This is a genomic window from Actinomadura sp., from assembly GCF_044508335.1.
GTDB lineage: Bacteria > Actinomycetota > Actinomycetes > Streptosporangiales > Streptosporangiaceae > Spirillospora.
Genome location: NZ_JBIQHY010000040.1, coordinates 28,533 through 42,604 on the forward strand (window position 1 = coordinate 28,533; position 14,072 = coordinate 42,604).

Here is a 14,072-nt window from a genome sequence, read left to right on the forward strand (position 1 = left end):
GATGTCCCCATTCACCCTCACGCTGATCAAGCTGGCGTTCCTGGCGTTGCTATGGCTGTTCGTCATCCTGGCCGTCGGCGTGATCAGGGCCGACCTGTTCGGCTCGAGGGCCGCCACGAAGGCGGCCGCGCGCCCGTCCCCGTCCCGGCCCCCCCGGCAGCCGAAGCCGCAGCGGCAGCAGCGGAGCGCCCAGCACGGCGCGCCGACGAAGCTCGTGGTGGTGCAGGGGGAGCGAACCGGCACCGTCATCGATCTGACGGGGGTGCCGATCACCATCGGCCGGGCGAATGACGCCACTCTGGTCGTGACCGACGACTACGCTTCCAGCCGGCATGCCCGACTTTTCGCGCAGGACGGTCAGTGGATCGTGGAAGATCTCGGCTCGACCAATGGGACGTACCTCGGACGCACGAAGGTGAGCCGGCCGATGCCGGTCCCGCCGGGCGTACCGGTCCGTATCGGCAAGACCGTGATCGAGCTGCGCAAATGACTCTGGGAATCCGCTACGCCGCGCGCTCCGACGTCGGCATGCTGCGCGAGGGCAACGAGGACTCGGCGTACGCGGGCGCGCACCTGCTCGCGGTGGCCGACGGCATGGGCGGGCACGTCGGCGGCGAGATCGCGAGCGCGGCGGCGATCGAGGCGCTGCGGTCGCTCGACAAGGACCTGCCGGCGACGGAGCTGCTGGCGGCGCTGGAGCACACCGTCAAGGCGGCGAACGACAACCTGCACCGGATCGTCGAGTCGGACCCGGCCCTGCAGGGCATGGGGACGACGCTGACGGCGATGCTGTGGGCGGGCAACCAGGTCGCGCTGGTGCACATCGGGGACTCCCGCGCGTACCTGCTCCGCGACGGCAGCCTGTTCCAGATCACGCACGACCACACGCTCGTCCAGTCGCTGGTGGACGAGGGGCGGATCAGCCCGGACGAGGCGGCGTCGCATCCGCAGCGGTCGCTGCTGCTGCGGGCGCTGGACGGCCGCGGCGAGGTCGATCCCGACCTGTCGCTGCGCGAGGCGAAGGTCGGCGACCGGTACCTGCTGTGCTCGGACGGCCTGTCGGGCGTCGTCACCGCGGAGACGATCTTCCAGGTGCTGACCGACGTGGACGATCCGGAGCAGGCCGTCCGGCAGCTGATCGACCTGGCGAACCGGGGCGGCGGCCCCGACAACATCACCTGCGTGGTCGCCGACGTGGTGGACCTGGAGCGCCAGCCGCCGACGGGCGGCCCGGGCCAGGCGGTGGGGGCGGCGGCGAACGCCGCGCCGCCGGAGCCGCCGGGCGGCGGGCCGGGCGCGAACACGACGGTGGCCGACACCCCGGCGGGCCGGGCGGCGCAGCTGCGCGACACGCGCCCGCAGCCGCCCGTGGCGGTGGACGAGCGTCCCCCGCCGCCGGCCCCGGCGCCGATGGCCGACCCGATGGGCGGCCCGCCCGCGCCGATGCGGCAGGCGCCGATGGAGCGGCCGCGGGGCGGCGCCCGCCGCTGGACGTGGCTGGTCGTCGTGGCGGGCGTGGTCGTCGTCGGCGTCGTCGCGGGCGGTTTCGTGCTGCTGCAGAACGTCCGGAACGGCTACTACATCGGCGCGGAGAACGGCAACGCGGTCCTGTTCCGGGGGACGCCGCAGAAGGTGCCGGGCCTCGACCTCTCCCGCAAGGCGGACGCGAAGGGGCTGCAGCCGATCAAGGTCGACGACCTCCCGCAGGACCTGCAGCAGCAGGTCAAGGCCACCTACACGGTGGACGGCCCCGACGCGTGGCAGATGCTGGTGGACCGGGTCTGCAAGTACTCGTTCACCGAGGAGTCCGGCCGTGTCGGCGTCGTGCGCGGCCGCGGCCAGGACGACTGCCAGGAGAAGAAGATCCAGACCAGCGACCTGCGGATCGACCAGCTGCCCACGTCCGACGCGGCGAAGGTCCGGAAGGGCGAGGCCAAGCTCATCGGGCGGGAGGCGGTGACGGCGGAGCTGAACCGGCTGCAGACCCGCCGCGACGAGTGCAAGAAGAGCAACCCGGGCATCCCGGACTGCCCCACCAGCGGGGGGAGTTCGTAGATGCACTCGCTCGGGGAGCAGATCAGGGCGCGCCTGCCGTACCAGCAGCGCAACGCGGCCTCGCTGGCGCTGCTCATCTTCGCGATGGTGCTGACGCTGTCGGCGTTCGCGGAGGTCGGGCTGGCCCGCGACGGCAGCCTCCCCGCCGGGCTGTTCGTGTACGGCGGCGGCCTCGCGGTGCTGGCGTTCATCGCCTACTTCGTCCAGGCGAAGTTCACCCCGTACGCCGACCCGCTGCTGCTGCCGCTCGCGGTGGCGCTGAACGGCCTCGGGCTGACCATGATCTACCGGCTCGACCTGGACACCAGCGCCGACCGCAAGGCCGCGGCGCTGGCCGGCAAGAAGCTCGTCGAGGACGCCGCGGACGCCCCCAGCCAGCTGATGTGGACGTTCGTCGGCATCGCGCTGTTCGTCGGCGCCGTCCTCATCATGCGGGACACCGACAAGACGGACGCGCCGCTGTCGTTCACCCCGAAGACGGCGCAGCGCTACACGTACCTGATCGGGCTCACCGCCGTCATCCTGCTGCTGCTGCCGATCGTCCCGGGCATCGGCGCGGAGATCAACGGCGCCCGGGTGTGGATCCACCTGGGTCCGTTCTCGGTGCAGCCGGGCGAGTTCGCGAAGCTGCTGCTGGTCGTGTTCTTCGCCGGCTACCTGGTGAACAAGCGGCAGGCGATGTCGCTGATCGGCAAGAAGGTCGGCCCGGTCAGCCTGCCGCGGGGCCGCGACCTCGGCCCGATCGTGGTGATCTGGTTCTTCTGCCTGGGCGTGCTGTTCCTGCAGAAGGACCTCGGTACCGCGCTGCTGTTCTTCGGCCTGTTCGTGTCGATGCTGTACATCGCGACGCAGCGGGTCTCGTGGGTGGTGATCGGCGTCGGGCTGCTCGCGGTGGGCGTGTTCATCGCGACGCTGCTGCCGTTCATGGGCCACGTGAACCAGCGCATCGACATCTGGCAGAACCCGAAGCCGTACTTCGACGGCGGCTGCCTGCTGGAGAGCGGCAAGGTCGTCCCGGTCAACCCCGACACCGAGATCTACAAGAAGTACGACAAGCCGGGCGTGGTCTCGCCCGGTTTCACCGCCTGCGCGAACCTGGGCGGTGAGTACTCCGACAGCGCGCAGCTGATGAAGGGGCTGTTCGCGCTCGGGGAGGGCGGCGTGCTCGGCACCGGGCTCGGCCAGGGCGAGCCGTGGCGGACGCCGCTGTCCTTCAGCGACTTCATCTTCGACTCGCTCGGCGAGGAGCTCGGGCTGACCGGGTTGATGGTGATCCTGCTGATCTACGCGTTGATCGTGCAACGCGGGATGAAGACGGCCGTGGCGGCGCGGGACCCGTTCCTGAAGCTGTTCGCGGGCGGCGTGTCGTTCGTGCTGGCGCTCCAGGTCTTCGTGATCGTCGGCGGCGTCACCCGGCTCATCCCGCTCACCGGTCTCACGACTCCGTTCCTGTCGCAGGGCGGCTCGTCGCTGATGGCCAACTGGATCCTGATCGCGATCCTGGTGCGGATGAGCCATGACGCGCGCAAGCCGGCCCCGCAGGCGATCCAGGACGAGGGCATGACCCAGATCGTGAGCACGAGGTGACTTCCCCCCGATGAATATGGACAAGCCGGTCCGGCGGGTGGCGATCTTCGCGCTGCTCCTGTTCTTCGGGCTGATGGCGCAGGTCAACTACGTCCAGGGCAGCCAGGCGGAGGATCTGCGGACCGACTCCCGCAACAGCCGGCAGTACGCGGACGTGTTCAACTCGCCGCGCGGCCAGATCTCCGCGGGCGGCGAGGTGCTGGTGACGTCCAACGAGACCGGGAAGGACAACCCGAAGTACGGCCGGTCGTACAAGGAGGGGCCGGTGTTCGCGCCGGTCACCGGGTACTTCAACGGCAGCGCCACGCAGGTCGAGCGGGCCTACAACTCGCTGCTCGGCGGCAAGGACAAGCGGATCACCCAGCAGCACTGGTTCGACCTGTTCATCGGCAAGAAGGCGGACGGCGCGAACGTCGAGCTGACGATCGACCCGGACGCGCAGCGCACCGCGTACGCGCAGCTGAAGGCGCGCACGCAGCAGGGCCGCCGCGGCGGCGCCGTGGTGATCGACGTGAAGACGGGCGCGGTGAAGGTGGCGGCGTCGTGGCCGTCGTTCGACCCGAACGAGGTGGCGCCGCAGACCGGTGAGAAGGGCGCGAAGCGGCTGGAGCAGCTCGACGAGGGCAACGGCGTCATCAAGCCGCTGGTCGACAACGCGCTGAGCCAGACGTTCCCGCCGGGCTCGTCGTTCAAGACGGTGGTGTCGGCGATCGCCATGCAGAAGCTGAACGTCAACAGCTCCACGTCGGTGAACACCGGGCAGCTGATCCTGCCGGAGTCGGGCCGCCCGCTGCCGAACTCGCACGACAGCGGCAGCTGCGGCGGGACCGCCTCGCTGCGCGGCGCGTTCGCCGAGTCCTGCAACACCACGTTCGCGAAGATGGCGCTGGACATGGGCATCCAGGGGCTGCACGACGGGTCCGCGGAGTTCGGGTTCGGCAAGCGGATCGAGCTGGAGCCGGACTTCTACTCGGCGAAGAGCGACGTCCCGGTGGCGTACACGGACGCGAACGGCAAGACCACCCCGACCGGCCGGGACGGGACGGCCCGCTCCGGCATCGGCCAGGAGAACGTGCGCGCCACGCCGCTGCAGATGGCGATGGTGGCGTCCGCGGTCGCCAACAACGGCAAGATCATGAGCCCGTACGTGGTGCAGAAGGTGCGGGCGAAGGACCAGAGCGAGCTGTACAGCGCCTCGCCGAAGGAGTTCGCCGAGCCGATGACCGGCGACCAGGCCCGGCAGCTGGAGGACATGATGCGCGCGGTGGTCGCCGAGGGCACCGCGAAGAACCTGCAGGGCATGCGGATCGCCGGCAAGACCGGTACGGCCGAGCAGGGGCCGGGCAACCCGAACGCCAACTGGTTCGTCGGGTTCAGCCCGACGGACAACCCCCGCTACGCGTTCGCCGTGATGACCGAGGCCCAGGGCTCCGGCGCCGGCAACGCCGGCCCCATCGCGGGGGCCATCATGGCTAAGGTCCTGCAGAAGTGAGCACGGGCCTCGTCCTCAACCACCGGTACCGGCTGCTGGAGCGGCTGGCCATCGGCGGGATGGGCGAGGTCTGGCGCGCGGTGGACGAGGCGTCCGGCCGGCATGTCGCGGTGAAGCTGCTGCGCCGGGAGTTCGGGTCGGACCTGCGGGCCCGCGGCCGGTTCGAGTCGGAGGCGCGGTTCGCGGCGGAGCTGCGGCATCCGGGGATCGCGCGGGCGTTCGACTTCGGCGAGCACGGCGGCCGGATGTTCCTGGTGATGGAGCTGGTGCCGGGCGAGCCGCTGGACGAGATCCTGGCGCGCGACGGCGGGCTGCCGCTGGAGGCGGTCCTCGACCTGCTGGTGCAGGCGGGGCGGGCGCTGACGGTCGCGCACGAAGCGGGGATCGTGCACCGGGACGTCAAGCCGGCGAACCTGATGGTGTCCCCGGACGGCACCCTGAAGATCACCGATTTCGGGATCGCGCGGCGGCTGGCCGCGGCGTCGCAGACCCAGACCGGGATGGTCATGGGGACGGCGCACTACATCTCGCCGGAGCAGGCGCAGGGCAAGGAGCTGTCGCCGAAGGCGGACCTGTACTCGCTGGGCGTGGTGGCCTACGAGTGCCTGACGGGCGCGCCGCCGTTCGACGGGTCGACGCCGGTGGAGGTGGCGCTCAAGCACGTCCGGGACGCGCCGGCGGAGCTGCCGCGCCGGGTGCCGCCGCCGGCCAGCGACCTGATCATGGAGATGCTGGCGAAGGACCCGCGGGCCCGGCCGCGGGACGCGGGGACGGTCGCGGCGCGGGCGCTGGCGATCCGCGCGGCGCTCAGCACGTCCCGGGCGCCCGGCGCGGGCCGTCCGGCGGTGCCGGCGGCCGCTCCCGTCCGCGCCCCGGGTGCTCCCGGCAGAGACCCCATCGTTACGCAATCGGCTGCTTTGTCGGGATTTGACGCCGACCGGGCGGCGGATAACCTCTCGCGTGGGACAGTGCAACGACGCACGGCGGTGGCGTACGCGTCGGTCGCCGCCGTCCTCGTGCTGGTCTGCGTGATCGTCATCGGTTCGCTGTGGAAGGGCCTGGCGTTCGCCGGATCGGGCGGGGACGAGCGGGATCCGCCGTCCAGCCCGGCCACCGGCCCCGTGGGCGGCGACCTCCCGGACGACCTCGTGGACGACCCCGCGGTCCGTCCCAGCGCCCCGCCCACGCGCCGGAAGGCCGCGACCCCGGAGCGCCCGGCTGCCACCCCACGGCACCGGACGCATAGGATCCGTCCGTCAACGCGGGTGACGCCCAAGACGTCTCCTTCACATAAGCCATCCACGAAATCGCCCCGGGCGACTCCCACCGCCCCAGAGCCAACACCCACACCGACGGGGAGCACCACGACTCCGTCAACTCCGAGCCCGGTTCCCTCGCCGACCCAGAGCGGGAAGCTAGGTTCGGAGGACAAGGTGTAGACGTACGAGGGAAAGTGCACATATGAGTCAACCTCGGCTGCTCGGCGGCCGCTACGAGCTCGAGTCGGTGATCGGGCGGGGCGGCATGGCCGAGGTCTACCGTGCCCGCGACCTCCGCCTGGATCGCGTCGTCGCGGTCAAGACGCTGCGCTCCGACCTGGCCCGAGATCCGACGTTCCAGGCCAGGTTCCGGCGCGAGGCCCAGTCGGCGGCGTCGCTGAACCATCCCTCGGTCATCGCCGTGTACGACACCGGCGAGGACATGATCGGCGACACCTCGATCCCGTACATCGTCATGGAGTACGTGGACGGCAGCACGCTGCGCGACCTGCTGCGGGAGAACCGCGCGCTGCTGCCGGAGAAGGCGCTGGAGATCACCGACGGGATCCTGCGCGCGCTGGACTACAGCCACCGCGGCGGGATCGTGCACCGCGACATCAAACCGGCCAACGTGATGCTGACCCGGCAGCACGAGGTCAAGGTCATGGACTTCGGCATCGCCCGCGCCATGGCCGACTCGGCGGCCACGATGACGCAGACGGCCCAGGTGATCGGCACGGCGCAGTACCTGTCGCCGGAGCAGGCGCGAGGCGAGCGGGTGGACGCCCGCAGCGACATCTACTCGACCGGCTGCGTGCTGTACGAGCTGCTGACCGGCAAGCCGCCGTTCACCGGCGACTCCCCGGTCGCGATCGCCTACCAGCACGTCCGGGAGGAGCCGGTCCCGCCGTCGCAGGTGGACCCGCAGATCCCGCAGTGGGCGGACGCGATCGTGCTGAAGGCGATGGCGAAGGACGCCGGCCACCGCTACCAGAGCGCGACGGAGTTCCGGCAGGAGATTCAGCGCGTCCTGCAGGGGCAGCCGGTGGCGTCGACGGCGGCGTCCACGATGCTCATGGGCGGCGCGCAGCAGCCGCAGGGCACCCAGGTGATGGGCGCCTACCCGCCGGGCGCGGCCCGCACGCAGGTGCGCCGCCCGCCGGACGACGGCTACGGGCTGCCGCCTGTCCACTACGACGACGACATGCCGGAGCGCGGCGGCAACGGCAAGAAGGCCGCGCTGTGGGTGGGGCTGGCGGTGCTGTTCATCGGCGGCGCGGCCCTCATCGGCTGGATGCTGAGCGGCGGCGGCGGCGAGAAGAACACCCAGGTCGCGATCCCGCAGAGCATCGTCAACGTGTCGCAGAGCCAGGCGACGGCGGAGCTCACCAAGCTGGGCTTCAAGGTCGGCGAGCCGAAGACCGACTACAGCGACGACATCCGCAAGGGCTACGTCATCAGCTCCGACCCCGAGCCCGGCACGAACGCGCCGAAGGGCGCCACGGTGACGCTGCTGGTCTCCAAGGGCAAGAAGCCGCCGACGGAGGTCGAGGTGCCGGACGTCACCGGCCAGCCGTACGCGACGGCGAAGAAGCTGCTGGAGGCGAAGGGCTTCGAGGTGCAGCGGAAGGCGGAGTCGAGCGACACCGTCCCGCGGCTCAACGTGATCCGCACCGACCCGGCCGGCGGGACGAAGGCGCCGAAGGGCTCGACCGTCACGGTGGTGTTCTCGAACGGCCCGACGGAGCTGAAGGTGCCGAACCTGTTCAACAACAGCCAGCGGGCCGCGTGCGGCAAGCTGAAGGCGGTCGGGCTGGAGTGCCGGGTGCAGAAGGGCCAGGCGCCGCCCGACCGGCAGGTCGCGCCGGGCTTCGTCTACGACCAGCAGCCGGGCGAGGGCGCCACGGTCGCCCCGGGCGACACGGTGACGATCTTCGTCGCGGACAAGCCGCAGCAGACGCCGACCCAGCCGGGCGGCTCGCCGACGACGCCGGGCTTCCCCGGCTTCCCGGGCGGCAACGGCTGATCCGGCCGGTTCAACGTGAAGGACCCCGGCTCTCCCTCAGGGAGGCCGGGGTCCTTCACGTTGCCGCTGCGTTGGCGCCGCGCGGGCCGCGGGCCTGCCCGGGGCCGGACATGAAACGGGGCTTCCGCCACTCGGGGGCAATGGCGGAAGCCCTCGTTATGGTCTTCGTCACGTGCCCGTAGGACGTTACGGATTTCAACCGAATTTTTCTCGGCACGTCAGCCGGGGGTCGGGGAGGCTGACGGGCCGGGGGTCTGGACGACGCCGTGGTCGAACTGGATCTTGGATTCGATCCGGGGGAACGCCACGTACCAGAGGACGGCGGCGACCGCGAGCACGATGCCGAGCGCGGTCGCGGTCTTGGCGGGCCACGCGCCGGGGAGACGGCGCCAGATCCAGGCGTACACGGGACCTCCTACCTTCCGGCGGGCTGCGCGGCGGTCTTCGCGGGGGGCCGCACGCGGGGCAGCGCCTCGGCCAGCCTCCCGAAAATGATCATCCGTTCGGCGGCGGAGTACTTGGGGTGGCAGGTGGTGAGCGTGATGAGCCGCTCGGTGGGCCTGCGCTTCGGGTGGAACGGGACGGGCGCGGTCACCTCCGTCGCCGACGGCTTCACGATCCTGCGGTCGGTGACCTTGTAGACGTACTGCTCGTCGCGGGTGTCGATGAGGATCTCGTCGCCGCGGTCGAGTTCGCCGAGCCGGTTGAACGGGGCGGAGTAGGTCGTCCGGTGCCCGGAGACCACGAAGTTGCCGATCTGGCCGGGCAGCGCGGTGCCGGGATAGTGGCCGGGGCCCTTGCGCAGGTCGTCGCGGTCGACGCCCTCGATGACGACGAAGTGGTAGTCCTTGCCGAACCGGGGGATGCGGATCATCGCGAGGCCCTTGCCGAGCTTCACCCTCTCGGTGGTGACCTTGCCGCTCTTCCAGCCGTTCAGCATCTCGTCGTGGAGGCGGTCCTGCTGGCCCTGGGTGTACCGGCCGGTGCCCCACAGCTCGTAGGTGACGAACAGCATGACGATCAGGCCGGCGGTGATGCACAGCTCGCCCAGGCCACGGATCACCGTCCGCACGCGCGTCCTCCTCCTTCCGTGGCCGGCCGGGCGCGGCCGGGTCAGCCCCCGGCGCCCGGCGGCACCGTAGCGTGCTTCATCGCCGCGTTGCCGGTGTAGGGCGGCAGCGTGGCGCGTTCCACGGTCCGCACCGAGTAGCCGAGCCCGTACGCGCGGACGTACTTGCGGTAGACGGCGATCTCGGGGGACGCGCCGAGCGCCGCGCGGAGCCGGTCCGGGTCGCCCACGGCGGTGATCCGGAACGGCGGGGAGTACACGACGCCCTGGAGGATCAGGGTATTGCCCACGCACCGCACCGCGCTGGTCGAGATCACCCGCTGGTCCATGATCTGCATCCCGCGGGCGCCGCCGGCCCAGAGCGCGTTGACGACGGCCTGGACGTCGCCCTGGTGGACGACGAGGTCGTCGGGGCGGACGCCGTGCGGGAGGTCCTCCGTCTTCGGCAGCGGCGCGTCGTCCAGCGAGACGCGGACGGCGCGGCCGGTCAGCGGGGTGAACCCGGCGGCGGCCGCGAGCCGGCCGGCCTCCGCCCGTGCACTTTTCACACGCGCGTCGTGACGTCCGGCCTCCCGGGAGATACGGTCGATCTGGTCGCGGAGCCGCCGGTACTCGGCGCGCTCCTCGCGGCCCCGCTGCTGCTCGGCGGCGATGAGCCCGGTGACGTCGGTCCGGCCCTGCTCGCGCAGGCTCGTGCCGCGGGCCGTGCTCGCGCTCGCCGCGAACAGGGTCCCCGCGAGGAGCGTGAGAACTGGGATGATGCTTCCCCACGCAGGACGCCGTACATTGCTCATCAGTCAGTGCTCACCAGCGACTACGCTAACCGACAAAGCACCCATGCGCGGTCCGGCGCTCCGGCCGCCGGACGCCCGAGGAGATCGATCCAACCGTGGCCAAGTCGAAAGTCCGTAAGAAGGCCGTCTACACGCCTCCGCAGAAGTCCAAGGCGCCCGAGGTCAGCCCCCGGTGGCTCGTGCCCACGATGGTCGGGCTGTGGCTCATCGGCCTCGCCTGGATCGCCGTCTTCTACGTGACGGCCAGCACCGGCACGAAGGTGCCGGTCATGACCGACCTGCACAACTGGAACCTGGGGATCGGCTTCGCGGCCATCATCCTCGGCGTGATCCTGTCGACCCGCTGGCGCTGACGGTAAGTTATCCACAGGCTGGGGATCTCCCACCCCGCCTTTCCCCAGGTTTTCCACAGGGTCTCCACAGGTCCGATCCGCGCGCCCGGCGGCGCCGCTACAGGGACGGGTTGAGTTCGGCCGTCCGCAGGACCACCAGCGCGGCGAGCAGCACGAACGTGAGCACCGGCGCCGCGATGTGGAACAGCCGCCGCCGCGCGGCGGGAGCGTACGCGTAGGCGGCGGCCAGCAGCGCGCCGACCGCGAGCCCGCCGACGTGCCCCTGCCAGGAGATCCCCGGCACCGAGAACGTGATCACCAGGTTGATCACCAGCAGCACCACGATGGGGCCGACCGGCCCGCCCAGCCTGCGGCCGATCACGAAGTACGCCCCGAACAGCCCGAAGATGGCGCCGGACGCGCCGACCGCCGAGTCGTTCGGCTGGCCGACCAGGTACAGCAGCACCGACCCGCCCAGCCCGGACAGCACGTACAGGGCCAGGTAGCGCCACCGTCCGAGCAGCTGCTCCAGCGCGGGGCCGACCGCCCACAGCGCCCACATGTTGAACAGGATGTGGGTGATGCCGAACGTCCCGCCCCGCTGGTGCAGGAACATCGTGGTGAACAGCCGGTACCACTCGCCCTCGGCGACCCCGCCGACGCTGCCGTCGGGCAGCGCGGCGCGGCCGAGCATCATGAACTCCCAGACGACCCGCCACGACGCCAGCTCGGCGAGGTAGGCCACCACGCACGCGCCGATGAGCGTGTACGTGACGACCGGCACGGCGGACGCGGGAGCGCGCCCGCCGAGCGCCGTCCGCGGCACCGCCCGGCGGACGCCCCGGTTGCCCTCGGCGACGCACTCCACGCACTGGTGCCCGACCGCCGCGTCCCGCATGCAGTCGGGGCAGATGTAGCGGTCGCACCTGACGCAGCGCACGTACGTCTCGCGCCCCGGATGCCGGTAGCAGGTCGGGACCGAGGTCTCGGAGGCGGGACTGGGCTCTGTGCTCATTCGGGGCTCCGTGGGCCGATGCGGGCGGTCACCCGCCGCGGGGTCTCACTGTGGCAACGACTAACGCCGCTCGATCGTCACCGATTCCAGCACGACGTCCTGCTGCGGCCGGTCCATCCGCCCGGTCGGGACCTTGCCGATCCGGTCGACGACGTCGGTCCCCTCGATGACCTTGCCGAAGATGGTGTGCCGGCCGGTCAGGTGCCGGGAGTGCCCGACGTCCAGCGTGATGAAGAACTGGGAGCCGTTGGTGCCGGGCCCGGCGTTCGCCATCGCCAGCAGGTACGGGCGGTTGAACTTCAGGTCGGGGTGGATCTCGTCCTTGAACTCGTAGCCGGGCCCGCCGGTGCCGGTGCCGAGCGGGTCGCCGCCCTGGATCATGAACTGGTCGATGACGCGGTGGAAGATCGTCCCGTTGTAGAGCGGGGCGTCGGTCTTCTGCCCGGTGCGCGGGTCGGTCCAGGTCCGGGTGCCCTCCGCCAGCTCGACGAAGTTCGCGACCGTCTCCGGCGCCTGCTCCGGGTACAGCTGGGTCACGATCCTGCCGAGCGACGTGTTGAGCGTCGCGAAGATCTCGTTGGCCACGCTGGCCGCCTCCTCATGAGGTGGATGTCTGAGTTCTGCACGTTACGGTCTCGGCCATGCGCGAATCGACTACCCGGCGTGAACCGGTGGTCACGCAAACGGGGTTTACCTTCCGAACGCTGGGAAGGCTGCATGGCAGGACCTCGCAAACAGGGAGGTTAGCGTGTCCCTAATGATCAGTATCCGCCGGAAGCCGCAGGAGGAAGTTCTCACCCGGTTCGGCCGCGTCCAGGAAGCGGCCCGGCAGGGCGCCGAGATGTGCCGGCAGAGCGCTTCCGGCGCGGCGGAGCGGATCGCGCCCGTCGCGGAGGAGCGGCTGATGGCCGTCCGCGGCTGGAGCGCACCGAGGCTCCGGCAGGCGGCCCGGTACGTGGAGTCCGGGCTCGCTCCGCGGGTGAGCACGTTTCTGAGCGATGCCGCCGGACGGGTGGAGCCCCCCAGGCGGGGCGGGCCCGGCCGCGGCGCCCTCATGGCGATGATCGCCGCGGTCGCCGCGGTCGGCGTGGCCGGCGCGGTGGCGACACGGCGCGGCGTCATCCGCGACATGACCAAGGGTTCCGGTGAGCACGCGGAGGACGCCACCTCGGCCGACTCCATGACGGTCTCCGGCGCCGATGTCGACGGTCAGGTGCATTCGCCGCACTAGCGCGAAGCAGCGGAGGGCCCGGTCGTTCCGGCCGGGCCCTCCGCCGTGCACGGGGATGGCTACCACCCGGTACGGTAACGCCATGTCGCCGAAGCGCTCGATCGGGCAGGTGCTGGCGGCCCGCGTCCGGCGGCGGGCACGCCAGGGCATGCACGCGGCCGTGCACCGCACCTGGGAATGGGTCCAGCGGCACGGCGAGATCACCCCGCACACGCCCGGCCGGCGCAAGTTCGCCTATCTCGGCGAGGGCGCCTGCATCGGCTTCCCCATCGGCTCCATCTACGGCGAGCCGTGGATCTCGATCGGCGACCACACCCTCGTCGGCACGCACGTCACGATCTCCGCCGGGTTCGTCCCCGGCCTGGACCTCGGCCCGGACGTCATCGTCCGCATCGGCGCGAGCTGCTCCCTCGGTCGCGGCACCCACATCGTCGGGCACCAGTCCATCGACATCGGCGACGACGTCTTCACCGGTCCGAACGTCTACATCACCGATCAGAACCACACCTACGGCGATCTGCACATGCCGATCGGGCGCCAGTGGCCGGAGAACAACCCGGTCGTCATCGGCGACGGCTGCTGGATCGGCACCGGCGCGATCATCCTCCCCGGCACCCGGCTCGGCCGGAACGTCGCCGTCGCCGGCGGCGCCGTGGTCCGCGGCGAGTTCCCCGACCACTCGGTCATCGGCGGCGTCCCCGCGAAGATCCTGCGCAGCCACGACAAGGAGAACGGCTGGCAGCCGCCCCTCCGCAACGACCCGCTGATGTCGCTGGACGAGCTGGCCGCCCTCTCCGTTGACGGCCTGGACGGCCTGCAGATACTCCAGGACAAGCTCCGCGAGGAGTCGGCGCCCGAACCGGAACCGCTCCAGGAAGAGGCCGGCTGACCGGCCCGCGGGTTGCGCGGTCCGCAACGCCCGTCCGCGCCGGCGAGCACGGCGAACGGACGGCGAGACGAGGCAGCCGGCGAGCAGACGTCCCGCTCGCCGATCGGCACTGCCGACGGTCGGCCGCCTCTCCGGCGGCGTCTTCATGAAAATCGTGTGGACCGGCCGCTCCGGCACACCGGTGCAGGCGGCTGCGGTCGAGGCCGTTCCTCGCCCGCCCGTGGCCCGGGCGGGAAAGCGAAGAGCCCCGCCGGGTGGGCGGGGCTCCTCGGTGCTCGTCAGTTGTGGCGGGCCGGGCGGTGGTCGTTGCGCCGGCCGCCGTG

14 protein-coding genes are annotated in these 14,072 nt (G+C 71.3%); 9 read left to right on the top strand and 5 right to left on the bottom strand.

Annotated elements, in window-relative coordinates; translation table 11 throughout:
* Nucleotide 1: 1 nt before the first annotated feature.
* Genes ACIWVC_RS16320 through pknB form a run of 6 tightly spaced genes read left to right on the top strand, consistent with a single transcriptional unit; the run spans nt 2 to nt 8,419 of the window.
* Nucleotides 2-490, top strand: a complete 489-nt coding sequence (locus ACIWVC_RS16320) for an FHA domain-containing protein (protein WP_396448118.1) — start codon at nt 2-4, stop codon at nt 488-490.
* Nucleotides 487-2,055, top strand: a complete 1,569-nt coding sequence (locus ACIWVC_RS16325; protein WP_396448119.1) for a Stp1/IreP family PP2C-type Ser/Thr phosphatase — start codon at nt 487-489, stop codon at nt 2,053-2,055. Before ACIWVC_RS16320 ends, ACIWVC_RS16325 begins: the two co-directional genes overlap by 4 nt.
* Nucleotides 2,056-3,642, top strand: coding sequence for an FtsW/RodA/SpoVE family cell cycle protein (locus tag ACIWVC_RS16330; protein ID WP_396448120.1), 1,587 nt, complete (start codon nt 2,056-2,058; stop codon nt 3,640-3,642). It abuts the gene before it with no gap.
* Between the two features lie 10 nt (nt 3,643-3,652).
* Nucleotides 3,653-5,134 carry a peptidoglycan D,D-transpeptidase FtsI family protein gene (locus ACIWVC_RS16335; protein ID WP_396448121.1) on the top strand — a complete coding sequence of 494 codons (1,482 nt, stop codon included), beginning with the start codon at nt 3,653-3,655 and terminating at the stop codon, nt 5,132-5,134.
* Complete coding sequence (locus tag ACIWVC_RS16340; RefSeq protein WP_396454276.1) at nt 5,131-6,573, top strand: serine/threonine-protein kinase; 1,443 nt, start codon at nt 5,131-5,133, stop codon at nt 6,571-6,573. Before ACIWVC_RS16335 ends, ACIWVC_RS16340 begins: the two co-directional genes overlap by 4 nt.
* 22 nt (nt 6,574-6,595) lie before the next feature.
* Nucleotides 6,596-8,419, top strand: coding sequence for a Stk1 family PASTA domain-containing Ser/Thr kinase (pknB, locus tag ACIWVC_RS16345; protein WP_396448123.1), 1,824 nt, complete (start codon nt 6,596-6,598; stop codon nt 8,417-8,419).
* 218 nt (nt 8,420-8,637) lie between these two features.
* Here pknB and ACIWVC_RS16350 read toward each other — a convergent pair whose 3' ends face one another.
* Genes ACIWVC_RS16350 through ACIWVC_RS16360 form a run of 3 tightly spaced genes read right to left on the bottom strand, consistent with a single transcriptional unit; the run spans nt 8,638 to nt 10,282 of the window.
* Complete coding sequence (locus ACIWVC_RS16350) at nt 8,638-8,826, bottom strand: hypothetical protein (protein ID WP_396448124.1); 189 nt, start codon at nt 8,824-8,826, stop codon at nt 8,638-8,640.
* Nucleotides 8,827-8,834: 8 nt separating this feature from the next.
* On the bottom strand, nt 8,835-9,491 hold the full coding sequence (locus ACIWVC_RS16355; protein ID WP_396448125.1) for a class E sortase: 657 nt from the start codon (nt 9,489-9,491) through the stop codon (nt 8,835-8,837).
* A 41-nt stretch (nt 9,492-9,532) separates the two neighbouring features.
* The gene (locus ACIWVC_RS16360) at nt 9,533-10,282 is read right to left on the bottom strand and encodes a DUF881 domain-containing protein (protein WP_396448126.1); all 750 of its coding nucleotides are present in this window, start codon (nt 10,280-10,282) and stop codon (nt 9,533-9,535) included.
* A 95-nt stretch (nt 10,283-10,377) separates the two neighbouring features.
* Between ACIWVC_RS16360 and ACIWVC_RS16365 the strand changes: the two genes are divergently transcribed.
* Entirely contained in the window at nt 10,378-10,635 is a 258-nt protein-coding gene (locus ACIWVC_RS16365) for a cell division protein CrgA (RefSeq protein ID WP_396448127.1), read from the top strand.
* Between the two features lie 97 nt (nt 10,636-10,732).
* On the opposite strand, the gene ACIWVC_RS16370 is transcribed toward ACIWVC_RS16365, so the two are convergent.
* The gene (locus ACIWVC_RS16370) at nt 10,733-11,629 is read right to left on the bottom strand and encodes a rhomboid family intramembrane serine protease (protein ID WP_396448128.1); all 897 of its coding nucleotides are present in this window, start codon (nt 11,627-11,629) and stop codon (nt 10,733-10,735) included.
* Nucleotides 11,630-11,689: 60 nt separating this feature from the next.
* On the bottom strand, nt 11,690-12,214 hold the full coding sequence (locus ACIWVC_RS16375) for a peptidylprolyl isomerase (protein WP_396448129.1): 525 nt from the start codon (nt 12,212-12,214) through the stop codon (nt 11,690-11,692).
* Between the two features lie 172 nt (nt 12,215-12,386).
* On the opposite strand from ACIWVC_RS16375, the gene ACIWVC_RS16380 reads away from it, so the two are divergent.
* Nucleotides 12,387-12,860 (top strand): hypothetical protein, encoded by a 474-nt coding sequence (locus ACIWVC_RS16380; protein WP_396448130.1) that lies wholly within the window; start codon nt 12,387-12,389, stop codon nt 12,858-12,860.
* An 82-nt stretch (nt 12,861-12,942) separates the two neighbouring features.
* Nucleotides 12,943-13,749, top strand: a complete 807-nt coding sequence (locus ACIWVC_RS16385) for an acyltransferase (RefSeq protein WP_396448131.1) — start codon at nt 12,943-12,945, stop codon at nt 13,747-13,749.
* The last annotated feature ends 323 nt before the right edge of the window (nt 13,750-14,072 follow it).

What these genes read in the sequence shown, in the direction of transcription:
- ACIWVC_RS16360 (WP_396448126.1), bottom strand. Translation starts at nt 10,282, where the DNA reads ATGAGCAATGTACGGCGTCCTGCGTGGGGAAGCATCATCCCAGTTCTC.
- ACIWVC_RS16380 (WP_396448130.1), top strand. Translation starts at nt 12,387, where the DNA reads ATGATCAGTATCCGCCGGAAGCCGCAGGAGGAAGTTCTCACCCGGTTC.
- ACIWVC_RS16320 (WP_396448118.1), top strand. Translation starts at nt 2, where the DNA reads ATGTCCCCATTCACCCTCACGCTGATCAAGCTGGCGTTCCTGGCGTTG.
- ACIWVC_RS16385 (WP_396448131.1), top strand. Translation starts at nt 12,943, where the DNA reads ATGTCGCCGAAGCGCTCGATCGGGCAGGTGCTGGCGGCCCGCGTCCGG.
- ACIWVC_RS16330 (WP_396448120.1), top strand. Translation starts at nt 2,056, where the DNA reads ATGCACTCGCTCGGGGAGCAGATCAGGGCGCGCCTGCCGTACCAGCAG.
- pknB (WP_396448123.1), top strand. Translation starts at nt 6,596, where the DNA reads ATGAGTCAACCTCGGCTGCTCGGCGGCCGCTACGAGCTCGAGTCGGTG.
- ACIWVC_RS16335 (WP_396448121.1), top strand. Translation starts at nt 3,653, where the DNA reads ATGAATATGGACAAGCCGGTCCGGCGGGTGGCGATCTTCGCGCTGCTC.
- ACIWVC_RS16370 (WP_396448128.1), bottom strand. Translation starts at nt 11,629, where the DNA reads ATGAGCACAGAGCCCAGTCCCGCCTCCGAGACCTCGGTCCCGACCTGC.
- ACIWVC_RS16325 (WP_396448119.1), top strand. Translation starts at nt 487, where the DNA reads ATGACTCTGGGAATCCGCTACGCCGCGCGCTCCGACGTCGGCATGCTG.